This is a genomic window from Micromonospora sp. NPDC049891 (genome assembly GCF_040660295.1).
GTDB lineage: Bacteria > Actinomycetota > Actinomycetes > Mycobacteriales > Micromonosporaceae > Micromonospora.
On the sequence record NZ_JBFAML010000007.1, the window covers coordinates 132,102 to 156,661 of the forward strand.

19 protein-coding genes are annotated in these 24,560 nt (G+C 72.1%); 5 read left to right on the forward strand and 14 right to left on the reverse strand.

The window, feature by feature from the left end:
• Positions 1-138: 138 nt before the first annotated feature.
• From AB0I71_RS11935 to AB0I71_RS12000, 14 genes are all read right to left on the reverse strand, one after another.
• Positions 139-1,206, reverse strand: a complete 1,068-nt coding sequence (locus tag AB0I71_RS11935; RefSeq protein WP_357583610.1) for a polyprenyl synthetase family protein — start codon at positions 1,204-1,206, stop codon at positions 139-141.
• Entirely contained in the window at positions 1,203-2,591 is a 1,389-nt protein-coding gene (locus AB0I71_RS11940) for a nucleotide pyrophosphatase/phosphodiesterase family protein (RefSeq protein WP_357583612.1), read from the reverse strand. Before AB0I71_RS11940 ends, AB0I71_RS11935 begins: the two co-directional genes overlap by 4 nt.
• A 58-nt stretch (positions 2,592-2,649) precedes the next feature.
• Positions 2,650-3,897, reverse strand: a complete 1,248-nt coding sequence (eboE, locus tag AB0I71_RS11945) for a metabolite traffic protein EboE (RefSeq protein WP_357583614.1) — start codon at positions 3,895-3,897, stop codon at positions 2,650-2,652.
• Positions 3,897-4,748: a TatD family hydrolase gene (locus tag AB0I71_RS11950; protein ID WP_357583616.1), complete on the reverse strand. Its 852-nt coding sequence runs from the start codon at positions 4,746-4,748 to the stop codon at positions 3,897-3,899. The genes eboE and AB0I71_RS11950 overlap by 1 nt, the downstream gene beginning before the upstream one ends.
• Positions 4,748-5,365: an EboA domain-containing protein gene (locus tag AB0I71_RS11955; RefSeq protein ID WP_357583619.1), complete on the reverse strand. Its 618-nt coding sequence runs from the start codon at positions 5,363-5,365 to the stop codon at positions 4,748-4,750. Before AB0I71_RS11955 ends, AB0I71_RS11950 begins: the two co-directional genes overlap by 1 nt.
• Before the next feature lie 70 nt (positions 5,366-5,435).
• Positions 5,436-6,497, reverse strand: coding sequence for a sugar phosphate isomerase/epimerase family protein (locus AB0I71_RS11960; protein ID WP_357583621.1), 1,062 nt, complete (start codon positions 6,495-6,497; stop codon positions 5,436-5,438).
• On the reverse strand, positions 6,494-7,447 hold the full coding sequence (locus AB0I71_RS11965; RefSeq protein WP_357583623.1) for an SCO3242 family prenyltransferase: 954 nt from the start codon (positions 7,445-7,447) through the stop codon (positions 6,494-6,496). Before AB0I71_RS11965 ends, AB0I71_RS11960 begins: the two co-directional genes overlap by 4 nt.
• The gene (locus AB0I71_RS11970) at positions 7,431-8,591 is read right to left on the reverse strand and encodes an inositol-3-phosphate synthase (protein WP_357583625.1); all 1,161 of its coding nucleotides are present in this window, start codon (positions 8,589-8,591) and stop codon (positions 7,431-7,433) included. The genes AB0I71_RS11965 and AB0I71_RS11970 overlap by 17 nt, the downstream gene beginning before the upstream one ends.
• Positions 8,592-9,093: 502 nt before the next feature.
• Positions 9,094-10,302 carry a Gfo/Idh/MocA family oxidoreductase gene (locus AB0I71_RS11975; protein WP_357583627.1) on the reverse strand — a complete coding sequence of 403 codons (1,209 nt, stop codon included), beginning with the start codon at positions 10,300-10,302 and terminating at the stop codon, positions 9,094-9,096.
• Between the two features lie 21 nt (positions 10,303-10,323).
• Positions 10,324-11,376 (reverse strand): substrate-binding domain-containing protein, encoded by a 1,053-nt coding sequence (locus tag AB0I71_RS11980; RefSeq protein ID WP_357583629.1) that lies wholly within the window; start codon positions 11,374-11,376, stop codon positions 10,324-10,326.
• 93 nt (positions 11,377-11,469) lie between these two features.
• A complete protein-coding gene (locus tag AB0I71_RS11985; protein ID WP_357583631.1) occupies positions 11,470-12,591 on the reverse strand; it encodes an ABC transporter permease in 1,122 nt (373 codons plus the stop codon).
• The gene (locus AB0I71_RS11990) at positions 12,588-14,195 is read right to left on the reverse strand and encodes a sugar ABC transporter ATP-binding protein (RefSeq protein ID WP_357583633.1); all 1,608 of its coding nucleotides are present in this window, start codon (positions 14,193-14,195) and stop codon (positions 12,588-12,590) included. The genes AB0I71_RS11985 and AB0I71_RS11990 overlap by 4 nt, the downstream gene beginning before the upstream one ends.
• Complete coding sequence (locus AB0I71_RS11995; RefSeq protein WP_357583635.1) at positions 14,192-15,370, reverse strand: ROK family transcriptional regulator; 1,179 nt, start codon at positions 15,368-15,370, stop codon at positions 14,192-14,194. Before AB0I71_RS11995 ends, AB0I71_RS11990 begins: the two co-directional genes overlap by 4 nt.
• Before the next feature lie 182 nt (positions 15,371-15,552).
• Complete coding sequence (locus tag AB0I71_RS12000) at positions 15,553-16,680, reverse strand: YihY/virulence factor BrkB family protein (protein ID WP_357583637.1); 1,128 nt, start codon at positions 16,678-16,680, stop codon at positions 15,553-15,555.
• 772 nt (positions 16,681-17,452) lie between these two features.
• Between AB0I71_RS12000 and AB0I71_RS12005 the strand changes: the two genes are divergently transcribed.
• The 5 genes from AB0I71_RS12005 (at position 17,453) to AB0I71_RS12025 (ending at position 24,455) form a co-directional block, all read left to right on the forward strand.
• On the forward strand, positions 17,453-19,537 hold the full coding sequence (locus AB0I71_RS12005) for a TRAP transporter fused permease subunit (RefSeq protein WP_357583836.1): 2,085 nt from the start codon (positions 17,453-17,455) through the stop codon (positions 19,535-19,537).
• Positions 19,538-19,554: 17 nt separating this feature from the next.
• A complete protein-coding gene (locus tag AB0I71_RS12010; protein ID WP_357583639.1) occupies positions 19,555-20,574 on the forward strand; it encodes a TAXI family TRAP transporter solute-binding subunit in 1,020 nt (339 codons plus the stop codon).
• A 63-nt stretch (positions 20,575-20,637) separates the two neighbouring features.
• Positions 20,638-23,064: a nitrate- and nitrite sensing domain-containing protein gene (locus AB0I71_RS12015; protein ID WP_357583641.1), complete on the forward strand. Its 2,427-nt coding sequence runs from the start codon at positions 20,638-20,640 to the stop codon at positions 23,062-23,064.
• Positions 23,065-23,490, forward strand: a complete 426-nt coding sequence (locus tag AB0I71_RS12020; RefSeq protein ID WP_357583643.1) for a roadblock/LC7 domain-containing protein — start codon at positions 23,065-23,067, stop codon at positions 23,488-23,490. It abuts the gene before it with no gap.
• Positions 23,487-24,455, forward strand: coding sequence for a TAXI family TRAP transporter solute-binding subunit (locus AB0I71_RS12025; RefSeq protein ID WP_357583645.1), 969 nt, complete (start codon positions 23,487-23,489; stop codon positions 24,453-24,455). Before AB0I71_RS12020 ends, AB0I71_RS12025 begins: the two co-directional genes overlap by 4 nt.
• Positions 24,456-24,560: the final 105 nt, after the last annotated feature.

The window sequence follows — 24,560 nt, forward strand, 5'->3', positions numbered from 1 at the left end:
GGGCCCACCCATCGCGACTTTTATTCGGTTTGAGTCTGATCGTTTCGGAGAGGTCGATACGAATGCAAAACAGGTAGGCCGCCAACCTGCCGATGAAGGCAGGGCCCGGCAAAGACGAATGCAAAGCGGGTAATCAGCTCACCGCTGGCGGTCGATCGCCTGAGCCGCGAGCGCGGCCAGCGCCGTGCGGCTCTCCTCGGCCAGCTCGATCCCGCGCAGCGCGGTGAGAGCGGTGTCGGCCCGGACCTGGATCATCTGCTCGATCTCCGCCCGCGCCCCGGTGTCCTCGATGATCTTTCGCATCTCGGCGGCGCCCTCCGCGTTCAGGTCGGGATTGCCGAACAACTCGCGTAGCCGGGCACCCTGTGCCCGGTCGGCGGCATCGCGGGCCAGCGCCATCATCACCGTCGGCTTGCCCTCGCGGAGGTCGTCCAGCACGGACTTGCCGGTGACCGCCGGGTCACCGAAGACCCCCAGCACGTCGTCGCGGAGCTGGAAGGCGTCCCCGAGCGGGTCACCGAACTCGGCAAGCGCGTCCAGCAGCTCGGTGGGTGCGCCGGCCAGCGCGGCGCCGATCTGCAACGGTCGGGTGACCGTGTAGCGGGCCGCCTTCATCCGGATCACCGTGAGCGCGCTGGCCACCGAGCCGTCACCGACCCCGGACACCAGGTCGAGATACTCCCCCGCGATCACCTCGGTACGCATCAAGGCGAACACCGCGTACCCCTGGTGCACCTGCTCGGGGCTCAGCCCGCACTCGTGGAACATCTGGTCCGACCAGGCGGCGCAGAGGTCACCGCAGAGCAGGGCGGTGTTGCGCCCGTACGCCTCGGGGTCACCCCGCCAGGACGAACGGGCATGCAGGTCGGCGAAGATCCGGTGCACCGAGGGCTCGCCCCGGCGACGGTCACTGCCGTCCAGGATGTCGTCGTGGATCAGCGCGAAGGCGTGGAACAGCTCCAGCGCGGCGGCGGCGACCACGATCGGCGTGCCGTCCGGGCCGCCCGCGCCCCGCCAGCCCCAGTAACAGAAGAGTGGTCGCAGGCGCTTGCCGCCGGCCAGCACGAACCGGTGCAGCGTGGTGAAGACGCCCCGCGGTGCGCCGTCCGGCCAGTCGGGATCCTGCCGGTCGAGAAACGTGGTCAGCTCGGCGTCGAAGCGGGCCCGCAGCCCGGCGAAGTCGACAGGTGCCTCGGCAAGGGTCACCGCCCCTCCAACCCGGCCAGCTCCAGCAGCAGCCCCTTCACCTCCGTGGCCGCTATCCGGTCCCGGGCCACCGACGCGTCGGAGCAGAGCAGCACCGGCCCGTCGGCCGGATCGGCGGGCAGCCGTCCGTGGGAGCCCCGCACCGCCCGTGCCCCGGCATCCAGGCCGACCACGCTCATCAGATACCGCATGCCGAGCTTCTTGCGGGCCAGCGCGACACCGGCGCGGCGCTTCGCCGCGCCCGGCGCGGCCGGGTCGAAGAACAGCTCCGCCGGGTCGTACCCGGGCTTGCGGTGGATCTCCACCAGCCGGGCGAAGTCCGGCGCCCGCGCATCGTCGAGCCAGTAGTAGTACGTGAACCAGGCGTCCGGCTCGGCCACCAGCACCAGCTCACCGGCGCGCTCGTGGTCCAACCCGTGTGCCGCCTTGCCGTCCGCGTCGAGTACCTCGGCCACCCCGGGCAGGCCGGCGCAGAGCTTCGCCACCGCCGGCACGTCCGCCGGGTCGCGCACGTACACGTGGGCGACCTGGTGGTCGGCGACCGCGAACGCCCGCGAGGTCCACGGGTCCAGGTACTCCATGCCCGCCTGGGTGTGCACCCGCAGCAGCCCCTCGGCGCGTAGCAGCCGGTTGACGTCCACCGGCCGGGACACCTCGGTGATGCCGTACTCCGACAGCACCACCACCGTCACGTCGCGGGACTGCGCGGCGTCCAGCAGCGGAGCGAGCACACCGTCCAGCGCGGCCGCCGCGGCGGCGGCCTGAGGTGATGACGGGCCGAAGCGTTGCAGGTCGTAGTCGAGATGCGGAACGTAGACCAGGGTCAGGTCCGGCGACTGCTCCGCGAGGATCTGCTCGGCCGCCCGGCAGATCCAGCGCGACGACGGCAGGCCCGCACCCGGCCCCCAGTAGGTGAAGAGCGGGAAGGTGCCGAGCCGGTCGGTGAGCGCGTCGTGCAGCTGCGGCGGGTCGGTGTAGCAGTCCGGCTCCTTGCGACCGTCGGCGTGGTAGACCGGTCGCGGGGTGACCGTCCAGTTCACGTCCGCGCCCATCGCGTACCACCAGCAGACGTTCGCCACCGTGTAGCCGGGCCGGGCCCGGCGCGCGGCCTCCCACAGTTTCTCCCCACCGACAAGCGCGTTGTGCTGCCGCCAGAGCAGCACCTCGCCGAGATCCCGGAAGTACCAACCGTTGCCGACAATGCCGTGCTCGGCGGGCAGGGCACCGGTGAGGAAGGTCGACTGCACCGAGCAGGTCACCGCCGGCAGCACGGTGCCTAACTCGGCGCGGAACCCGGTGTCGGCGACCGCGCGCAGCCGGGGCATGTGCGCCAGCAACCGGGGGGTCAGCCCCACCACATCCAGCACCACCAGCTGTCTGCTCATGCTCTGACCGCCTTCGTTCGCGACAGCAGGACTCGCATGGTCGGCTCACTTCGCGCGCTCACGCGAACACCTCGCGTGGTAGCGGGGTCAGCCCGAGGGCGACAAGTTCGTCCCGGGTGAAGGCCAGCTCGGCGGCGATCCCGGCGGCCAGCTCCGCGTCGGTGCTCGGCCGTCGTGCCGCCGGCAGCACCCCCCAGGTGTACGTCTCGACGTCCAGGTGGTCGCAGCCAGCGTCGGCACCGGCGAAGAGCGCGGCCAGCGCGGCACGCAGCACCGGCAGGGTCGAGCCCAATGGTGCTTCGGGCGGAGCGTGCAGTGGCACGTGGTAGTGCACCCGCCACGGCCCGGGCAGCGCGGCGTCGAGGGCGGCGTCGAGGTCGTCCGCCGCCCAGCTCGGATCGGCTGGATCGGCGCCCCCCGGTCCGGCGGTGGGCGAAGTGCCGGCGCCGGCGGTCGGTGCGGCACCGGTCGCGCGGGCGCACTCGGCGGTACGGGTCTGGTGCAGGAAACGCGGCTCGACCCAACGGCGCAGCGCGGCGGCGTCACCGGCCGGATCGACCGCCTCCAGCGCGGCGGAGACCTGCACCTTCACCACCGGAAGTCCGGCGCCGGCCAGCCGGTCCAGGGCGGCGGCGGGCTCCTCCCAGGCACAGGCGAGGTGGGCCAGATCCAGGCAGATCCCGAGACGGTCCGTGTCCATCCCGGACAGCGCGGTGACTGCCTGCGGGGTGCTCTCCACCACGCAGCCGGGTTCCGGTTCGAAGCCGACCCGCACCGGCCGGCCGGTGTCCCGCTCGACGGCGGCGAGTCCGGCGGCAAGCCTGTCGAGCTGGCGACGGGCCGCGTCCGCACGGGCCTGGTCCCAGGGCGCGCGCCAGGCCAGCGGCAGGGTGGAGACCGAGCCGCGGACGGCGTCGTCGGGCAGCAGGTCGGCCAGGACCCGGGCCAGGTCGAGGGTGTACCCGAGCCGGTCGTTAGTGGTCCAGTCCGGCCGGTACACCGCCCCCTTGACCACCGGTGCCTGGAACGCCGCGTACGGGAAGCCGTTGAGGGTGACCACCTCCAACCCGCGTACGGTCAGCTCGGAGCGCAACCGGCGACGGGCCGCCGGGTCGGCGGCCAACTCGGCGGCGACCGGGGCGGCCAGCCACAGGCCCAGCCCGAGCAGGTCGACGCCGAGCCGCTCGCGGACCGGCACCGCGTAGGTGTCCAGTTGGGCGACGATGCCGGCGAGGTCCTCGGCGGGGTGCACGTTCGTGCAGTACCCCAGGTGGACGGTGCGCCCGCCGGCGTGCCGTAGCCGCATCAGCTGCCGCCGCGCAGGATCGAGTTGCCGGCGAAGGTCGGCTCGGCGAGGTCGTCGTCGGTCAGGTCGAGCCGCCCGGACTGCCCGTAGAACTCGACCGGGTTACGCCAGAGCACCCGGTCGACGTCGTCGTCGGTGAAGCCGGCGAGCAGCATCGCCTCGCCGGTCGCCCGGGTCAGCAGCGGGTCGGAGCGCCCCCAGTCGGCGGCCGAGTTGACAAGCATCCGGTCGGTCCCGTACGCCTTGAGCAGCTCGACCATGCGCGGCGGTGACATCTTGGTGTCCGGATAGATGGAGAAGCCGAGCCAGCAGCCGGTGTCGCGGACCAGTTTCACGGTCATCTCGTTGAGGTGGTCGAGCACCACCCGCTCGGGCGCGATGCCGGACTCGGCGACCACGGCCAGGCTGCGCTCGACACCCCGGGCCTTGTCCCGGTGCGGGGTGTGCACCATCGCCGGCAGGTCGTGCGCCACGGCCAGGGCGAGCTGTGCGGCGAAGACGTCGTCCTCCTCGGGCGTCATCGAGTCGTACCCGATTTCGCCGACCGCCACCACACCGTCCTTCTCCAGGTAGCGGGGCAGCTCGTCGAGCACCGGCCGGCAACGCCTGTCGTTGGCCTCCTTCGGGTTCAGCGCGATCGTCGCGTGGTGGCGGATCCCGAACTGCCCGGCCCGGAAGGGCTCCCACCCGACCAGCGAGTCGAAGTAGTCGGTGAACGAGCCGACGCTCGTGCGCGGCTGCCCCAGCCAGAACGCCGGTTCCACCACCGCCCGGACGCCGGCGGCGGCCATCCGCTCGTAGTCGTCGGTGGTGCGCGACGTCATGTGGATGTGCGGGTCGAAGATCCGCATCACACCTCCCTGGGCTCGGGCCGGCTGGCGGCGGTGAGCCGATCCAGCAGTTCGGTGGCGTCGGCGGGCATGCTCCGGCCGGCGGCCCGACGCTCGGCGGCCAACGCGGCGAGCATCGCCGCCAGTTCCCCGTCCGCGCGGGCGTCGAGGTCGGCCACCGCCGCCAGTGGCACGCCGGTGAAGACGCACTTGAGCACCGCCTGCCGCCAGGCCGGCGGGTCGAGCTGGCGGGCGTACGGGCCGAGGGCCGCGGCGACCAGCCGGGTGTCGTTGGTGCGGATCGCGTCGTGCAGCAGCGGGACCCCGGCCGCGCCGATCGGCAGCAGCGGCAGTGCCTTGAGCACCGCCCGCTTCTCGGCGGCGTCCCCGGTGCGGTAGAGCGCGTCGGCCTGCCCGGCGTGATCGGTGCGCAGCGTGGCGAGCAACAGTGCGCGGGCCGCCTCGTCGGCTGTCCAACCGGGTAGGTCGGGCAGGTCGTGACGGCCGCAGCGGCGACCGGCCGCCGGGAAGAACCGCGCGATGGCTGTGGGTTCGGCCGCGACGCGGTCCAGGGCCGTCGCCAACCAGTCCGGATCGGGTACGCCCCGCAGGGCCACCCGTAGCTCGTCCACTGTCATCGCGTCTCCTCCCTCGTCCGCCGTCGTCGACGACCGTGGCGGTGGTACCGCGTGTGTCCTTTGCTCTGCTTCACTCCACGCGTCGGTCGTTGTCCGGATAGCGGACGCCTGGTGGTGCGTCCGTTGAAGCAGAGCAAAGGACGTGCCTCGAGGTATCGGCCGGCACGTCCGCACCGCCGGTCGCCGCACCGCCGGCAACCGCACCGCCGGCAACCGCACCCTCCGTCGCCGCACCGTCGGGCGGCGCGGTGGTGGTGGGCCCAGGTGCGGCGGCGCGTTCGGCGGCGCGGAGAAAGTCCAGCGAGCGGGCGGCGATGGTGGGGGCGGCGTGTGAGTGCCGGGGCAGCTCGACCGCCACCAGGCCCCGGTAGCCGATCTCGCGCAGCGCGGCCAGCACCGGCGGAAAGTCGATCTCGCCGACGCCGAACTCCAGGTGTTCGTGCACGCCCCGCCGCATGTCGTCGATCTGCACGTTCACCAGGTGCGCGGCGACGTCACGGACACAGTCGGGTACCGGCTGCGACTCCAGGCAACGGCAGTGTCCGATGTCGAGGGTGATGCCGAGGCGGGCCGGTGAGCCGAGGGCGGCGTGCAGCCGGCGCCAGTCGGCGATGTTCTCGACGAGCATCCCCGGCTCCGGTTCGAATCCGAGCGTCGCCCCGACGGTCTCGGCCGCCTCGACCACTGTGGCGCAGCCGGCGACCAGGCGGTCCCAGGCCACTGCCGGCGTGACCGAGTCCGGCCGGACACCGGCCCAGAACGAGACCGCCTCGGCGCCGAGGTCCGCGCCGATCGCCACCGCCCGGCGCAGGAACTCGATCCGGAGCGTGGGGTCGTCGTGCAGCAGCGTCGGGGCGTGCTTGTGCCAGGGGTCCAGCAGGAACCGTGCGCCGGTCTCGATCACCAGGCCGAGGCCGAGTTCGGCGAGCCGGCCAGCGACGGCGTCGACCCGCCCCGCCAATCCCGGCGCGAACGGGTCGAGGTGATCGTGGTCCAGGGTCAGCGCGACACCGGCATAGCCGAGGTCGGCGATGACCGCGAGCGCGTCGTCGAGGCGGTGGTTGGCGAAGCCGTTGGTGCCGTACCCGAACCGCAGTCCGTCGACGCGCGTGGCGGTGTCGGCGGCCGTCATGTCGGCGAGACCTTCCGGGCCAGACGCCGGCCCAGCGGCGCGGCCGCCGCCACCGCCAGGCCGAGCAGGCCGGACCCGGCGCGGGCGGTGAGCGCTCCCTGCAGGGCGGGCAGGCCGGTGATGCCGGCGCCGACCGCCGAGCGGACCCGCGCGGCGGTCGGTTCGGCCGCCACCCGCGCCTGCGCGGTGCCGTAGCGGGCGGCGTACCAGGCGGCGAGGACGGCTGGCAGCGACACCGCCACGGCACCGAGGACACGCCGGCCGGGCGCCGGGGCCCGCCCGGCGGGCTCCGGCAGGGCACCCGCCGGAGCACCGGTCCGGGTGATCCTCCCGGTGAGCTGTCGACCGGGCGGGCGCGCGGCGCTGGCCGCGACCAGGGCGGTGCCGGCGAGGGTACGCAGCGGCAGGGCGCGGTCGGCGCCGCTGACCTCCCGCCGGGACAGCGCGGTGACCGTCCAGGTGTGCGCGGCGACGGTGACCGCCGCCGGCAGCGCCCGGGCCGGCCGGCCCCCGGCGGCACCGAGCAGCACGTCAAGCCCTCGGCAGGTGGCCATCACGGCGGGGCCGGCGGCGGTGTTCTTGGCCGCGAGGTCGTAGCCCCAGACCGCGGCGGCCAGCGGCACCGCCACGGCGGCGGCCCGCCGGCCGCCAGCGGCGGCGGCGAGCCCGACACCGGCTGCGGTGAGCCCGGCGGCCAGGCCGACCGCGAGACCGGGGCTGACCCGGCCGCTCGGTATCGGCCGCTCGGGGCGTTCCACCGCGTCCAGCTCGCGGTCGGCCCAGTCGTTGGCGGCCATGCCGGCCCAGTACAGCAGCACCGACGCGGCGGCGAGGGCGGGGGTACGCCGACCGAGCGCGCCCGCCGCGGCGGCACCGGCGACCACGTCACCGGGTACCGAGAGCGCGGCCGGCGCGCGGACCAGTTCGGCCAGGTCAGCCATGCGCGGCATCGGTGCCTCCGGGGTCCAGGCTGCCGGCGAAGGCGCACAACCGGGTCCACTGGTCGGCCAGCGAGTGGCTCGCGGTGCCGAGCGGATCCTTGAAGAAGAAGGCGAGGTCGTCCAGCGGCCCGGTGCGGCCGGCGGCGTGCGCGGCGGCGGCGAGCCGGGCCAGGTCGAGCACGAGTGGAGCGGCCAGCGCCGAGTCGCAGCCGTGCCAGGTGAACTCCAGCCGCATCCCGGTGCCCAGGAACCCGGCGAAGGTGATCAGATCCCAGGCGGTCTTGAAGTCACCGAGGTCCTCGACGTACCCGATCCGGGTGTCGCCCTGCGGCAGGTAGCCGAGCGTCTCGCCGAGCACCCGTTGCTTGCTGCGCACCTTGGCGGCGTTGGCGTCCGGGTCGGCCAGGGTGGCACCGTCGCCGCCGCCGAGCAGGTTGAGCCCGGACCAGGACCGCACGGTGAGGTGACGCATCGCGAACATCGGGGCGAGCACCGACTTGAGCAGGGTCTCCCCGGTCTTGCCGTCGTGGCCGGCGTACGGCACGCGGCGACTGTCGGCAAGCGCGGTCAGCGCCGGCAGCCGCAGACCTGTCGACGGGGTGAAGTCGACGTACGCGCAGTCCGCCAGGACCGCCGCGTACGCGTACAGCGAGCTGGGTGGCAGCACCTCGTCGGGACCGGCGAGGGCGGCCCGCAGCGCTTCCGGGTCGGCGTGTCCGGGATGCGGGCGGGGGGCCGGTTCGGTTGCGGCGACGTTCACCACCACCACGTGGGCCAGCCCGTGCCGCTGGCGGAAGGCGGTGAGATCGCGAACGATCGCGGCGGCCCGGTCGGCCTGGGCCCCGGCGGTGGGCGCGGGACGCAGCTCCCGTTCCACGGCGGCGAGTTCCTCGGGTAGTGCGGCCACCAGGCGGGCCGGCAGCACACCGGCGTCGGCGAGCGCCTCGGCGCGCTTGGCGATCGGGGTGGCGACCACGTCGTGGCCGCCGAAGACCAGGTCGGCGAAGGCCGGCAGGGCAGAACTGCTGACCCCGGGCAGTTCGGTGACGCAGCCGGTCGGCCCGGTCAGCCCGGCGCGCAGCGCGAGAGCCCCGACGATGCTGGTGGTCGCGACCGAACCGCGCGCCCCCACCAGCCAGACACCTGTACGCATAGCGCTCCTTCCGGTGTCCAGAAACCGACATGCATCGATTGAATCTTGATATCAGGAAAAAGCTGAAAAAGATACGGGTTAGGCCGATGCGCCCCGTCCGCCACCCGTTCCGGTGGATACTCGCCGGCCGACGCCGAGGTCGGCGGCGACGACGTCGGCCCGGCGTACCGGATCGGTCGGACGGACGGGGCTGGCAGGCAGGGGCAGTCGGCGTCTCGCCCCTGCCTCCCCCGCATCCGGCCCGCTCGGGACGACTGTGTCCCGATCGGACGACTCGTCGGACGCGGTCCGCCTGGCGGCGGGAGTCTCCAGGTGGACGGTCAGTGGACTGGTCGGTGGGCGGCGGCCCTCCGGTGCTGCCGGGGAATCCCGGTCCGGCCGCACCGGAGGAACCGCATTGCTCGTGCCGCCGGTCGCCCGGGGGCACGACCTCCGGACCCGACCCGTACCGGCCACGGGGCGCAACCGTGGCCGGCCCTCGCCGGTCGACTCCGGAGGTGGTTCAGGCGGCGACCGACGCCAGCGACGGCTCCACCTCGGTCCAGGAGGAACCCAGGTCGGCCGAGCGGGTCACCGCGTCCAGCACCAACTGCACCTGCAACGCCTCGGCGAAGGAGGGCGACGGGTCGACGCCTGTCGCCACCGCCTCGATGAAGTCGCGCATCTGGTGGGTGAAGGAGTGCTCGTACCCGATGATGTGCCCCGGCGGCCACCAGGCCGACAGGTACGGGTGCTCGGCCTCGGTCACCAGGATCCGGTTGAAGCCCTGCTCGGCGGAGGGCCGGGTCGCGTCGAGGAACTCCAGTTCGTTGAGCCGTTCCAGGTCGAAGGCGACACTGCCCAACGATCCGTTGATCTCCACACGGAGCGCGTTCTTGCGCCCGGTGGCGAACCGGGTCGCCTCGTACGTGGCAAGTGCCCCGCCGTCGAGACGGGCCACGAAGATCGCCGCATCGTCGACGGTGACCTGACCGGTGGCGGCACCGGCCCCGTCGGCCTGCGCCGCCAACCCGCTCGACTCGGCCGGCAACGGCCGCTCCTTGACGAAGGTCTCGGTCACCGCGCTGACACCGCTGATCCGCTGTCCGGTGACGTACTGGGTCAGATCGATGATGTGCGCACCGATGTCACCCAGCGCGCCGGAGCCCGACACCTCCTTACGGAGCCGCCAGACCAGGGGGAACTGCGGGTCCACGATCCAGTCCTGCAGGTAGGTGGCCCGGACGTGCCGGATCTCGCCGAGCCGCCCGTCGGCGATCAGCTGGCGCATCAGCGCCACCGCGGGCACCCGCCGGTAGTTGAAACCACACATCGACCGCGCCCCGCCGGCCTGGGCGGTGGCCGCCGCGGCGGCCATCTCCCGGGCCTCGGCGACCGTGTTGGCCAACGGCTTCTCGCACAGCACGTGCTTGCCCGCGGCCAGCGCGGCCAGCGCGATCTCGGCGTGGCTGTCACCCGGTGTGCAGATGTCGACCACGTCGATGTCCGGGCGGTTGACAAGTTCCCGCCAGTCCGTGGTGTGCCCCTCCCAGCCGAGCCGGTCGGCGGCGTCGGCCACCTTCCCGGAATCCCGGCCGCAGACGAGCACCATCCGGGCCCGTGCCGGCAGGTCGTAGACCCGGTTCACGGTCCGCCACGCCTGCGAGTGCGCGGCCCCCATGAACGCGTAGCCGACCATGCCGACCCGCAGTTCGTTGTTTGTCGTGGACAAGGTGGGTCTCCCCCCGTTGTGTCAGAACCCGAGCTTGAGGTAGTCGCTCGCGTTCTCCTTGGTGATCGTTTCGGAGGCGAGGACGATCTCCTTGGGAACCTGGAGTTCCACCAGATCGGACATGCCCCTGCTCTGGCCGATGAGGCGGGCCAGCGAGATCGCCGAGGACGCCATCGACGGGCTGTAGGTCACCGTGGCCTTCAGCACCGTGTTGTCGGCCTGGATGTCCTCCATCGCCTTCTTCGAGCCGGCGCCGCCGACCATGAAGAACTCGCTGCGGTTGGCCTGGCTGATCGCGGCCAGCACACCGATGCCCTGGTCGTCGTCGTGGTTCCAGATCGCGTCGATCTTCGGCAGGGCCTGCAGGAGCTGGCTCGCCTCCTGCTGGCCGGAGTCCGCGGTGAACCGCGCCGCCCGACGGTTCTGCACCTTCAGACCGTGCTGGGCCAGGGTGTCGTTGAAGCCCTGCGTACGCTCCTGGGTCAGCTCCAACTCGTCCATCCCCGCGATCTCGGCGATCACCGGGTTGCTCACGCCCTTGGCCTTGAGCTGCTCGGCGATGAAGGTGGCGGCGGAGACGCCCATGCCGTAGTTGTCGCCCTTGATCTGCAGGCGGTACGCCTTGGCGTCCGGGAAGGCCCGGTCCAGGTTGACCACCGGGATGCCGGCCTGCATCGCCTCCAGCCCGAACGAGTTCAGCTCCTTGCCGTCGTGCGGCAGCAGCACGATCACGTCGGGCTTCTGCGAGATCAGCGTGGACAGCGCCGCCCGCTGGGCCGCCGCGTCCGCGCCCGCCTCGACCGTCTTGAACTCCACGTCGGAGTACGCCGCGGCCTGCGCCTTGGCGTTGTTGGTGATCGCGGCGATCCAGCCGTGGTCGGCGGCCGGCGCGGAGAAGCCGATTGTCACCTGCTTGCCGGGCTCGGCGTTGGCGTTGCCGTCGGCCGCCTTGGTCTGCGCCTCGGTCGGCGTCTGCTCGTTGCTTGTGCAACCGGCGAGCAGTACGCCGGCTCCGACGGCCGCCCCGCCGAAGAGCAGCCGGCGCCGCGACATGTCGCGACTGTGCTGGGTCATGACGACCTCCTGGTTATTCATCAGTGGTGGGGATTTTGGGTGTACGAGGCCCGGCCACCGTCGGTTGCTCGGGTGGCCCGGTTGGCGCGGTGGTCAGCTCGTGGTGAGCCGGTTACGACGGAAGAACTGGGAGAGACTGCCGAACTGGATCTGCTGGATCAGGACGGCGGCGACGATGATGCCGCCCTTGACCATGTTCTGTGCCTCGGTGGAGAGGCCGTTGATGGCGAAGAGGTTGGTGATGGTGGCGAAGATGATCACACCGAGCAGGGAGCCGACGATGGTGCCCCGCCCGCCGCTGAGCAGCGTGCCACCGATGATCACGGCGGCGATCGCGTCCAGCTCGTAGAGGTTCGCCATCGCCGCTTGGGCCGAGGTGGCCTGCGCGGTGAGCATGATGGCGGCGATGCCGCAGCACAGGCCGGAGAGCGCGTACAGCAGCAGGGTGTGCAGCTTGACGTTGATGCCGGCCAGTCGGGCCGCCTCCGGATTGCCGCCGACGGCGACGGTGCGTCGCCCGAAGGTGGTGCGGTTGAGCAGCACCCAGCCCGCGGCGACCACGGCGGCCAGGATGTAGACAAGCAGCGGAATGCCGAGCAGATCGGTGCTGGCGATGCCGTTGATCGTGCTGTTCTGCGAGATCTGGGTCTGCTTCTGAGAGATCTCAGCGGCCAACCCTCGCGCGGCGACAAGCATGGCAAGCGTCGCGATGAACGGCACCAGCCGCCCGTATGCGATGAGCGTTCCGTTGACCAGGCCGACCGCCACTCCGACGATGATCGCGGTGAAGATCATCCCGCCGGCGCCGAAGCTCTGGGTCGCCACAGTGGTGCACCAGACCCCGGCCAGCGCCACGATCGCGCCGACCGAGAGGTCGATACCACCCCCGATGATCACAAAAGTCATCCCGACGGTGACCACGCCGACCACCGAGGCGAGCTTGAGGATGCTGAGCATGTTCGCCCAGACCCAGTCCGGGTTGGAGTACAGGTCCGATCGGGTGGCCGCACCGATCACGAAGAGGGCCAGCAGCACCCCGATCAGGGCCAGGTTGCGCTTGGCGCCCTCGCCGCCGTCGCCGTGCCACCAGGAGAGCCGGCCGGCGGAGGGCGGCGTGGGGCTCGGCGTCCGGTGCCCGGCCGCCTCGGTCTCGGCCGGGTCCACCGGCGGCGACTGCGCCGGTAGCTGCGTGGCGGTGGGCGGACGCTCGCTCATGCCGGTGCGCCTTCCATCAGGGACCCCGCCATGACGAGGTCGAGCACGGTGTTCTCGTCGAGTTCGCCGGCCGGGGCGGTGCGGACGACCCGCCCTTCCCGCATCACCAGCACCCGGTCGGCCAGGCCGAGCACCTCGGGCACCTCGCTGGAGACCAGCAGCACCCCGACTCCCTGGGCCGCGAGCTGCCGGATCACCTGGTACAGCTCGGCCCGGGCGCCGACGTCCACCCCCCGCGTGGGTTCGTCGAGCAGCAGCAGCTTCGTGTCGCCGAGCAGCCAGCGACCGACCACCACCTTCTGCTGGTTGCCGCCGGAGAGGGTGCGGACCGCCCGGCGGACGTCGCGCGGGCGCATCTCCAGGTTCTCCGCGATCCGGTCGGCCTCGGCCCGTTCCCGGGTCACGTCGGTGAAACCGAAGCGGGCGTAGCGGCTGAAGGTGGCCAGGGTGACGTTGCGGTAGATCGGCTCACCGAGCAGCAACGCCTGGCTCTTGCGCTCCTCGGGGGCCATGCCCATGCCGGCCTTCACCGCCGCGCCGACGCTGCCCGGCCGCAGCGCCCGGCCGGCCATCCGTACCGAGCCGGCCTCGGCCGTCCGCGCGCCGTAGATCGTCTCCAGCACTTCGGAGCGGCCGGAGCCCACCAGGCCCGCGATGCCGACGATCTCTCCGGCCCGGACGGTGAGCGAGACGTCGGCGAACTCGCCGGCGCGGGTCAACCCGTCGACCTGGAGCAGTTCGTCGCCGACCACGGTGTCCACAGGACGGTCCGGGAAGACGTACTCGATGGTCCGGCCGGTCATCCGGGAGACCAGGTCCCTGGTCGGGGTCTCGCGGGCCGGCAGGTTCGCCGCGGTGGTCCGGCCGTCCTTGAGGACGGTCACCCGGTCGCCGATCTCGCGGATCTCCTCCAACCGGTGCGAGATGTAGATGACCGCGATGCCCTGGGCGGTCAGTTCGCGGATGATCCGGAAGAGGTTCTCCACCTCGTCGTGGGCGAGCACCGCACTCGGCTCGTCCATGACGATCAGCCGGGCCTCGTGGGACAACGCCCGCGCCATGCTGACCACCTGCTTGCCGGCCGCCGGCAGCGCCCGCACCATCCGGCCCGGTGGAATCTCGGCGTGGCCGAGCCGGCCGAGGATCTCGCGGGTCCGCCCGGCCATGTAGCCCCGGCGGATGAACCCGAAGCGGCGCGGCTCGTGCCCCAGGAAGGCGTTCTCCGCCACGGACAGGTCCTCGACCAGGTCGAGTTCCTGGTAGATGGTGGCGATCCCGGCGCGCATGGCGGCCTGCGGGTTGGCGAAGGTGGCCGGCTCGCCGCGCCACTCGACCAGCCCCGAGTCGGGCCGGTGCACCCCGGCGAGCACCTTGATCAGCGTGGACTTGCCGGCGCCGTTCTGCCCCAGCAGGCAGTGCACCTCGCCCGCGCGGACCTCCAGTTGCACGCCGTCAAGGGCGCGTACGCCCGGGAAGGTCTTGACCACGTCGGTCAGGCGCAGCACCACCTCGCCGGCGACGGTGTCGGCCGGCGCCTCGACCAGCGGAGTGCCCTCCCCGCTCCCGGCGTCAAGGCCGGCCGGGGTGACAGGGTGCCCGGTCATGCCGCCTCCCCGAAGGCCAGGTCGCTGGCGAGCACTGCGGCACCGGCCACACCGGCACGCGGGCCGAGTTCGGAGAGCACCACCGGCAGGTTGCCGGTCGCCAGCGGCAGCGAGCGGCGGTACACGACGCTGCGGATCTCGGCGAGCAGGACGTGCCCGAGTTGGGCGAGCCCTCCGCCGATCACGATCATCGAGGGGTTGGTGAAGCTGACCAGTCCGGCGAGCACGCCGCCGACCCGCCGTCCCCCCTCGCGGATGAGCTGGATGCAGGTCACGTCCCCTTCGAGGGCACCGGCGGCGACGTCGAGGGCGGTGACCGCGCCGTTGAGCTCCAGCCGCTCGGCCAGGGAAGGTGAGGTGCCGGCCCGCGCGGCGGAGGTGGCGTCCTTGGCCAGTGCCGCCCCGCTGAAGAGTGCCTCCAGGCAGCCGGCGTTACCGCAGGAGCAGACCGGCCCGTGCGGATCGACCTGGATGTGGCCGATGTCGCCGGCACACCCGTCGGTGCCCCGGTAGACGTCGCCGCTGAGGTAGATGCCGCAGCCGATACCGGTGCCGATCTTGACGAAGAGGAAGTCGTCGACCGAGTGGGCCACCCCGCCGTGCCGCTCGCCGATGGCCATGATGTTCACGTCGTTGTCGACCACCGCCGGGCAGCCGTGCTCCCGGGTGAGCAGTTCACGGACGGGGAAGCGGTCCCAGCCGGGCATGATCGGCGGCGAGACCGGCACTCCGTCGCGGAAGCTGACCGGACCGGGCACCCCGATACCGACGGCGTCGAGTCGCTCGTAGACGCCATCGACCCGGGCCTTGTGCAGCAGCTCGTTGACGCGCTGGAGGGTCGCCTTCGGGCCGGACCGGATGTCCGCCGGCTCCGCGTACGCCGCCACCGGCTCCAGCCTGCCGTTGACCACCTCGACGTCGATCGAGCTGGCGCCGAGATCGACGGCCGCGAAGCGCAGTTCCGGGCTCAACTCGACAAGCGTCGAGCGGCGCCCGCCCCGCGAGGCCGCCTTGCCCGCCTCCGCCACGTAGCCCAGGGCGACCAGCCGCTCCAGCTCGGCGAGCAGGCGGGGCCGGGGCATCTCCAGCCGGTCGGCGAGCTCGGCCCGCGACAGCGCTCCCTCGTCGCGTAACAACCGCAACAGCCGGACGTGCAGGGGGTCGGCGTTGTGCACGGCTCACCTCTCCCACCGGGGGTGTTCACATCGACGAAATGCCGACGTGTGGTGCCCGACACAGTAGGAGGCTTCGACCTGCGCTGTCCAGACCTTAGAGCGGTTTGGCGGCAACTTTTGCCTGATCTAGCAAAAGTTTCGGCGCAAGACCGCAGCTAGTAGGTGTAGATGCGTCCGGAAGGTCACTGGGAAGGCGATTCGGCACCCTTCGAGCGCAGCTTGCGGTCGTCGCGCAACTCAACGTAGGGCTCCCGATCGACCGGCCGCAGCCCCCCACTTATCGCCCGGGCCCGCGCCAACTCGGCATCGAGCTCCGCACCGAACAGGATCGCGATGTTGCTCAGCCAGAGCCAGACCAGGAAGATGATCACCCCGGCCAGCGCCCCGTAGGTCTTGTTGTAGGAGCCGAAGTTGCCGACGTAGAACGCGAACAGGCCGGAGATCAGCAACCAGATCAGCACCGCCAGCACCCCACCGGGACTGACCCAGCGGAAGCCGCCCTGCCGTGCGTTCGGCGACGCCCAGTAGAGGATCGCGAACATCAGGCTGACCAGGACCAGCAGCACCGGCCACTTGGCGATGTCCCACACCGTCACGGCCGTGCGCCCCACCCCCAGCGCGGCGCCGACCTCCTCGGCGAGACGGCCGGTGAAGACCACGATCACCGCACTGGCCAGCAGCATCACCCCGATCACCGCGGTGACGCCCACCCGGATCGGCAGGGTCTTCCAGATCGGCCGCCCCTCCGGCACGTCGTAGATCGCGTTGGAGGCACGCATGAAGGCGGCCACGTAACCGGATGCCGACCAGAAGGCGGCGAGCAGACCGATGATCGCGGCGATGCCGGCCAACCCGCCGTTCTGCTGGGCCTGCTCGATCGCGGCGTCGAGGATCTGGCGGATGTTCTGCTCGGGAACCGACTCGGCGACGGTGTCACGCACCGTCCGGGTGGCCGCCGGGCCGAGCAGGCCGAGCAGCGAGACCAGCACCAGCAGGCCCGGGAAGATGGAGAGCACCCCGTAGTAGGTGAGCGCCGCAGCCCAGTCGGTCAGGCTGTCGTCGCCGAACTCACGCACCGTCCGGCGCATCGCCGCCACCCACTCGCCGCGTGACAGCCTGCCCGGATGAGCTGGCGTGTCGCGGTCCGCGTCCGGTTCTTCCCGCTGCCCCGGCGTGTCGCGCTCGGCACCCGACTCGTCCCGTTGCCCCGGCGTGTCGCGGTCGGCACCCGACTCGTTCCGTCGCGCCTCGGGGGTGGTGTCGGGCCCCGGGTCACGCCGGTCCGGACGGGAAGACTCCTCGGAGGCCATCGCCACTCCCCTCAGTTCCGCTCGCGGTGATCGTCCAGCACACATGCCCAGCCAGGGACGTCGAGTAACCCATTGGTGGACCGCTGGACCTGGACGCGGGTCACCGCAGCCCAAGCCGTTCGCCCGAGCACCCGCGATCCGCCGCCCAGGCACCCGCGGCACGGCACCGGTCGCCGCGACGGCCCGTTTTCCCGCTCGCGGGAAATGCGCCAACCCGGGTTCCCGTCGGACGGTTGCCGGCCGAATGCGATCACTACCGTAATGGTCGGGGAACGCCGATCAAGGCTGCGGAACGGCCGGCGGTGCGCGCCGGAACCGGCCGAGCGGCCGCGCCAACGACCGTCCGGCCATCGCAACCCAGATGATCCATGCCGACACACATCGTAGTTTTGGATACGGAGAGTAATCGCATCAATGGATTTTTGCTCACCGCCGGGTGGCATCAAGGCTGCCTTTAATGTGGCAAAACGGACAGTGCCCGTTCGGCCCTCCGATCGCCTCACCCCGCCCCCATCGGCGCGTTCAGCCCGATCGTGAACGCTATTCTTAATTATTGCCGCAACGAGCGACTTGAAAGAATGTAAAGTCACGCAGCGAAGCGATGTTCGACAATGTCCCCAACGCGGAGTCAATTCGCGTATCGTCCCCCCTCGTGTCGGCTATCCGATTCACCGATGATTCCGGACCTGAGCGCCACGGCGGACACGGCCGAGTGGCGGAGGCGGAGGCACCCGCCGCCCGGATCGATCCGACCGGGACCGATCCGACCCGGATCGATCCGACCCGGATCGATCCGACCGAACTCGCCGGCCGGTTCGAGGACGAGAAGCCCGGCCGGGTGCTGACCGGACCGGTCGCCCTCGTCCTGACCGCCGCCACGCTGGCGATCGGACTGTTCGCACTCTGGCAGGTGTTCCGGCCGCTGGCGCAGGGCAGCAAGTACTACCTGATCTTCTTCCTGGCCGGCGTACTCCCGTTGGTGTTTCTCGCCTACCCGGCCGACCTGCGGCTGCCTGGCCGCCTGCGGGCGGTGCTCGCAGGCCGGGCCCCGGCGACGCCGACCCGCGACGCGGCCGGAGCCGGCCGGACCGGCCCCGGCCGCGCCGACTGGCTGCTCGCCGCCGCGGCGCTGGCCGGTTGCCTGTACCCGGTGCTGCCGATCGCCCTGGCCGGCGGTGGCGGCGGCTACGACGCGTTCCTCGACCGGCAGGGACTGCTTGTCGGGATGGACGTGGCGATGGGCACCGTCCTGCTGCTCCTGCTGCTGGAGGGGTGCCGGCGGACCACCGGATGGATCCTGCCCGCCGTCTGTCTGGTCTTCCTCGGCTACGGCTACTACGGCGGGCTGCTGCCGCAGACCTGGGCGGTGGCCCATGCCGGGCTGGACTTCGGGCAGTTGGTCGACGCCTTCTACAACTCCGACAGCGGCTTCTACGGCACCCCGCTGGACGTGGCCGCCACGTACATCGTGCTGTTCACCATCTACGGGGCGGTACTCGACCTCTCCGGCGCCGGCCGGTTCTTCGTGAACCTGTCCGCTGCGGCGTTCCGGCGCTCGCGTACCGCAGCCGGTCGTACGGCTGTGGCCTCCGGCTTCCTGCTCGGCACCGTCTCCGGCTCCGGAGCGGCCACCACCGTCAGCATCGGTGCGGTGACCTGGCCGATTCTGCGCCGGGCCGGGTACCCGGCGGAACGGGCCGGCGGAATGCTCGCCGCAGCCGGCGTGGGTGCCATCCTGTCCCCACCGACGCTCGGCGCGGCAGCCTTCATCATCGCCGAGTACCTCGGCGTGTCCTACCTGCAGGTACTCGGCTGGGCGATGGTGCCGACGGTCCTGTACTACCTCGGCATCGTGCTCTCGGTGGAGATCGACGCACGGCGCTCCGGGGTACGCCCGGCGGCCCTTGAGGCCGGTTCCGTCTGGCGGCTGCTGGCCCGTTCCGGTTACTACTTCGCCTCCCTGTTCGCCATCGTCGGGCTGCTCGCCGTCGGGCTGTCGGCGACCCGTGCCGTGGTGCTGGCGACCCTGCTCGCGGTCGCCCTGTCCTTCCTGGACCGGACGCACCGGCTCACCCCGCCCCGACTGGTCGCCGCGCTCTCCACAGGCGTACGCGGCGTCCTCGCGGTCACCGTCGTCTGCGCGGCGGCCGGCATCATCACCGCCACCACCACCAAGACCGGCCTCGGTCCGCAGGCGGCGGCGCTCCTGGTCGGCGCCGCGAGCGCGGTCAGCTCCGAGCCGGCCGTGGTGCTCGCCCTGACCGCGCTGCTCGCCGCCGTCGCGCTCAGCCTGCTCGGCCTGGCCATCCCGGTGACGGCGTCGTTCGTGATCGGCTGGGTGATCATCGGGCCGGCCCTGCTCGACCTCGGCGTCAGCGCTCCCGCCGCCGCCATGTTCGTCTTCTACTTCGCGGCGCTGTCCGAGGTGTCACCACCGACAGCACTCGCCGCCGTCGCCGCCGCCGCGGTCACCGGCGGGCGGTTGGTGCCAACGATGTGGCACACCCTGCGGTACGCGCTGCCGGCGTACCTGATCCCGCTGGCCTTCGTGATCACCCCGACCGGACTCGGTCTGCTCGGCATCGGTGGTCCACGACGCATCCTCGTCGCCACCGCGGTCACCGCTCTCGGTGTCGCGGTGCTGGCCGTCGCGGCCGGCGGTTGGCTGCCCGGCGTCGGGCCGGCCGGCGTGCCGGAACGTCTGGTCGGTGTCGCCGCCGGCCTGACGCTGCTCTGGCTGCAACCCGTACCCGTCGCGATCGGCGCCGTGCTGGCCGGCGTCATGGCGGTGGGCGTGTTCGTACGACGCGGATCCGCCGGCCCCTCCGGCGGGACGCGAGCCGGATCACCGGCATGAACCAGGAAGGAGACAGCGTGGGACGGATCAACGTGCGGCTCGTGGCCGGGGTGGGAGCCCTCACCCTCGTCGCCGCCGGCGCCGCCGGTTGCGGAGGCCGCCAGGGCGCCGCGGCCACGGACGACACCGCGAGTGCCGTCACCTGTGAGGTGGCCGAGAACACCCGGGTGGGCATCGCCACCGGTAACGCCACCGGCGTCTACTACGTGGTCGGCAACGCCCTGGCCGGCCAGCTCTCGGACAGCACCGGCGGTCGGCTGACCGGCACGGCGGCCGAGACCGGAGCGTCGGTCCAGAACATCGAACAGCTCGTCGGCGGCCAGTACGACGTGGCCTTCTCGCTGTTCGACACCGCCGTGAACGCGGTGGAGGGCAAGGACAGCTTCAACGCCCCCCAGCCGGTGGAGGCGCTGGCCCGAATCTACGACAACTACACCCAGGTGGTCGTCCGAGCCGACTCGGGGATCAACTCGGTGGCCGACATGCGCGGCAAGAAGATCTCGACGGGCTCCCCCAAGTCCGGCACCGAGGTCATCGCGAACCGGCTGCTGGAAGCCGCCGGCCTGAACCCGGCCGCGGACATCCAGGCCCAGCGGCTCGACCTCGTCAAGACAGTGGAGGGTGTCAAGGACGGCACCGTCGACGGCTTCTTCTGGTCCGGCGGCCTGCCCACCGGCGGTGTCACCGACCTTTTCACCACCGCTGGTGACAAGGTGAAATTCATCGACATCACGCCGCTGCTGCCTAAGCTGAGCGAACTGAACCCCGCGTACCAGGCCGGCACGATCGGCCGGGACGTCTACTCCACGGCGGCGGACACCCCGACCATCGTGGTCCCGAACGTGCTGCTCGTCCGCAAGGATCTCGACGCCAACGTGGCCTGCGCCATCACTCGGACCGTGTTCGAGAAGAAGGACGCGCTGGCTCAGGCCAACCCCGCTGCCAAGGGCATCGCGCTGGACACCGCCCGCAAGACCGACCCGGTCGGTCTGCACCGAGGCGCGGCCAAGGCGTTGCAGGACCTCGGCGCGAGCTGACCGACGGCGGCCGGGCCGGGTGCGTGACACCCGACCCGGCCGCCCCGACCTCGGGAGACCCCCGTGCCGCTGTCCTCGCTGGCCCGCGTACGCCGGCACAACCGCCCGTCCGGCCACACCGGCCGGCTGTGGTCCGTGCGCACCCAACTGCTCGCACCGATCCTGATCGCCACCGCCGGCCTGCTCGTGCTGGGTGCCATCCAGACCGGTGAGGCCCTGGCCGCCTCCGCCGACGCCGAACGGGCCCGGGTGCTGGCCGGCACCGCCACCACCACCGTCTCGCTGGTGCACGAGCTGGAACGGGAACTCGGCGAGACGGCTGCGCTACGCCAGCGCGGCGGGACCTCCGGCCGGCAGCTGGTCGACGCCCAGCGACGCCGGGTCGACGAGGCCAGCGAGCGCTACCAGACCGCCAGCTCCGACGCCCGCCGCACCGCGCCGGACCTCGGCCGCGCCCTCGACGGCGTGACCGAGCACCTGGACCAGCTCGACGAGGCCCGGATCGCCGCGCTCACCGCCGACACCGCCGACGGTGTCTACGTGGCACTTGTGGAGTCGTTGCTCGCCGTCGCCGACGCGCTGCCCGCCCAGCTACGCGACCCCGAGTTGGCCAACCGCGCCCGTGAGGTGGCCGCGGTCGCGGCCCAGGAACACCTGGCGTCGCTGGAACGTGATCTGCTGCGAGCCATCTTCGTCCGGGGTGAGCTGGCCAAGGGCGAACTCGCCCGACTGGGCCGGCTGCGCGGAGCGCAGGAACAGCGGCAGGCCGAGTTCTCCCGGATCGCCGGGGAACGCGCCACCGACGCGTACACCCGGCTGCTCGCCGGAGGCGACGTGTCCACCGCCCGGCGGATGCGCGACAGCGCGTTGAACGCCGACAGCGAGCCGTCCGCGCTCGCCGCCGACGGCGACGCCTGGTACGTCGCCCAGAGCGGTGCCATCCGCCGGTTCAACCTGCTCGGCCGGGAACTCTCCGACGAACTCGACAGGCGCGCCGCCGAGCTGGCCTCCGACGCACGTCAACGGGCACTGGTCACCGGTGGTTCCACCGCCACGCTGGCGCTTGTCTCGTTGGTCACCGCCGCAATGCTGGCGGTACGCACCAGCCGCCGGCTACGCCGGCTGCGGGTGGCGGCGCTGACCATGGCCCACCGGGAGCTGCCCGAACGGATCACCGCCATCGCGGCCGGGGACAGTGGTCCGGCCGAGGGCTCGGCCTCGCAGCTCACCGCGGGAATCAGCCGTGGACGCGACGAGATCGCCCAGGTGGCCGAGGCGTTCGACACCGTCAACCGGGCCGCGCTGCGGCTCGCCGGCGCGCAGGCCGAGCTGCGGATGGACGTGACCCGGATGGTCGAGGCGCTGGCCCGCCGGATCCGTACGCTGATCACCCGGCAGCTACGGCTGCTCGATGAGTTCGAACGCGAGGAGACGGATCCGGACGCGTTGGCCCGGCTCTTCGCTCTCGACCACCTCGCCGCCCGGATGCGGCGCAACGGGGAGAACCTGCTGGTCCTCGCCGGGGGCGAGCCCGGACGGTCGCAGGACGGGCCGCACCTGGTGGCCGACGTCGTACGCGGTGCCGCCTCCGAGATCGAGGAGTACGCCCGGGTCGAGATCGACGTACCCACCGCCGGTGTGCACGGCTCGGCGGTGGGCAACCTGGTGCACCTGCTGGCCGAGTTGCTGGAGAACGCCACCTCGTACTCCCCGCCGCACACTCCGGTGCATGTGGACGGTCGACGGACCGTCGACGGGTTGACCCTGCGCGTACACGACCAGGGCATCGGCATCGGCGAGAGCCGCCTGGCCGAGATCAATGAGCGGTTGCGTGCCCCGGCCGCGCTGTCCAGCGCGGCCGCCGGCAGCATGGGCCTGCACGTGGTGGCGCACCTGGCGGCCCGGCACGGCATCCAGGTGCGGCTGCACAGCGCCGGTGCCGGGACGGTGGCCCAGGTGGACGTGCCGGAGGCGGTGCTGACCCGGATGGAGCAGCTCACCAGCCGTCCGACCGGGGTCGGACGGCCGGCTTCCCCGGCCGTCGGAGCCTGGTTCCGACACCGGGGCGGGCAGGCCGCTCCGGCGGCGGTCGGTGCCGCAGCGGACCGCTTCGACGTGCACCGGGCCCCGACGATGACGTTGCCGGTGGTGGGCAACGGCGCATCGGCCTGGTCACCCGCGCAGCCCGGTCAACCGCACTCCCGGCCGCCTACGCAGCCCGTCGGTGTCGCGCCGAACGGGCCGCCCGCGCCGGCCAACGGTGCGTCGGCCTGGCGGTCGGGCACCGCCCGTCCCGAGGAGGCCACCGCTGTCGGTCTGCCCCGGCGGGTACGCGGCGGTGGCCTTCAGTCCGAACTGCACGACGTGCCGCCGCCGCAGGCCGCGCCGGACCTGCTCGACCCCGAGGTGGTACGAGCCCGGCTGTCCGCTCTCTCCGCCGGGGTGGCCCACGCGATGCGACGTAACCAGCAGACGAACGGGAGACCCTAGATGATGCCCAACGGCAGCCCCGGCCTCGACTGGCTCCTGGCGAACTTCGCCGAGCAGGTACCGGACGTGTCGCACGCCCTCGCCGTTTCCGGGGACGGGCTGCGGCTGGCGGCCTCGCCGCACCTCTCGACCGACCAGGCGGACCAGCTCGCCGCCGTGATCAGCGGCCTGGCCAGCCTGACCGTCGGCGCTGCCCGGCTGATGTCCGCCGGCCGGGTCCGACAGCAGATCGTCGACATGGACGGCGGCGTACTACTCGTGATGGCGGTCGGTGACCGCGCCCTGCTCGGCGTGCTGGCCGCCGCCGGATGCGACCTGGGTCAGATCGGTTACGAGACGGCGACGCTGGTCCAGCGGGTCGCCGAGGCGCTCGAACCGGCGGCTCGGACCTGGGCGGACCACCAGCCCGGCGGGGTGCCCGCATGAGCCGGGGCCGGCGGTTTGCGGCGGCGCTGCTGGCCGTCGCGGTCGTCGCGGGCTGCGCGGCCGAGAGCAGCCCGGAGCCGCGTCCCTGGCACGACGGGCGGATCTTCCTCGCCACCGGCAACACCACAGGGGTCTACTACCAGCTGGGCGGCGGGTACGCCGACGTCATCAGCCGCCACCTGCCCGGCTACGAGGCTCGGGCCGAACCCACAGGCGCCTCCGGTGAGAACATCACCCGGCTGGTCGACGGCGACATGGAGATCGCTTTCAGCCTCGCCGACACGGCAGCGGACGCCAGCGCCGGTCGCGGTGCCTTCAACGGTCGCCCACAACCGGTCCGGGCGCTGGCCCGGGTCTACAGCAACTACACCCACGTGATCGTCCGGGCCGACGCGCAGATCGCCGACCTCGCGGGACTGCGCGGCAAGCGGGTCTCCACCGGCTCACCGAAGTCCGGCACCGACGTCATCGCCGGTCGGCTGCTCGCCGCCGCCGGGCTCGACCCGGAGCGGGACGTACGCCGGGCGCGGCTGTCGCTGCCGGAGACGGTTTCCCGGATGCGCAGCGGCACCCTCGACGCGATGTTCTTCTCCGGCGGGCTACCCACGCCGGGCATCGCCGACCTGCTCACCGGCGCGCCGGACCGGTTCCGGCTACTGCCGCTCGCCGACCTGATCGAACCGCTGACCGCGACACACGGCTCGGTCTACACCACCGCCGAGCTGCCCCGCGACGCCTACGACACCCCATCGGGCACCCCGACGGTGACGGTCGCCAACGTGATCCTGGTCAGCGCGGAGATGCCCGACGACCTGGCGTACGACCTGACCCGGCTGCTCTTCACCTACCAGGCCGACCTGGCCGTGGCGCACCCCGAGGCGCGCAACTTCGACCGTGAATCCGCCGCCACCACCGACCCCATCCCCCTGCACCCCGGCGCCGCCCGCTACTACCAGGGCGGCTGACCCCACCACCACGCTTCCCACGGTGGCGACTACCGCGCGACGCTGATCAGTGGCACTCCTGATACTCGACACGCCGGTCTGAGGACACCTGGAGTGCCACACATC

Bases quoted from the DNA above. Each gene is read 5' to 3' on its own strand.
- AB0I71_RS11940 (WP_357583612.1), bottom strand. From the start codon at position 2,591: ATGAGCAGACAGCTGGTGGTGCTGGATGTGGTGGGGCTGACCCCCCGG.
- AB0I71_RS11960 (WP_357583621.1), bottom strand. From the start codon at position 6,497: ATGACGGCCGCCGACACCGCCACGCGCGTCGACGGACTGCGGTTCGGG.
- AB0I71_RS11950 (WP_357583616.1), bottom strand. From the start codon at position 4,748: ATGCGGATCTTCGACCCGCACATCCACATGACGTCGCGCACCACCGAC.
- AB0I71_RS11970 (WP_357583625.1), bottom strand. From the start codon at position 8,591: ATGCGTACAGGTGTCTGGCTGGTGGGGGCGCGCGGTTCGGTCGCGACC.
- eboE (WP_357583614.1), bottom strand. From the start codon at position 3,897: ATGCGGCTACGGCACGCCGGCGGGCGCACCGTCCACCTGGGGTACTGC.
- AB0I71_RS12020 (WP_357583643.1), top strand. From the start codon at position 23,065: ATGATGCCCAACGGCAGCCCCGGCCTCGACTGGCTCCTGGCGAACTTC.
- AB0I71_RS11985 (WP_357583631.1), bottom strand. From the start codon at position 12,591: ATGAGCGAGCGTCCGCCCACCGCCACGCAGCTACCGGCGCAGTCGCCG.
- AB0I71_RS12000 (WP_357583637.1), bottom strand. From the start codon at position 16,680: ATGGCCTCCGAGGAGTCTTCCCGTCCGGACCGGCGTGACCCGGGGCCC.
- AB0I71_RS12025 (WP_357583645.1), top strand. From the start codon at position 23,487: ATGAGCCGGGGCCGGCGGTTTGCGGCGGCGCTGCTGGCCGTCGCGGTC.
- AB0I71_RS11980 (WP_357583629.1), bottom strand. From the start codon at position 11,376: ATGACCCAGCACAGTCGCGACATGTCGCGGCGCCGGCTGCTCTTCGGC.
- AB0I71_RS11990 (WP_357583633.1), bottom strand. From the start codon at position 14,195: ATGACCGGGCACCCTGTCACCCCGGCCGGCCTTGACGCCGGGAGCGGG.
- AB0I71_RS11955 (WP_357583619.1), bottom strand. From the start codon at position 5,365: ATGACAGTGGACGAGCTACGGGTGGCCCTGCGGGGCGTACCCGATCCG.
- AB0I71_RS11965 (WP_357583623.1), bottom strand. From the start codon at position 7,447: ATGCCGCGCATGGCTGACCTGGCCGAACTGGTCCGCGCGCCGGCCGCG.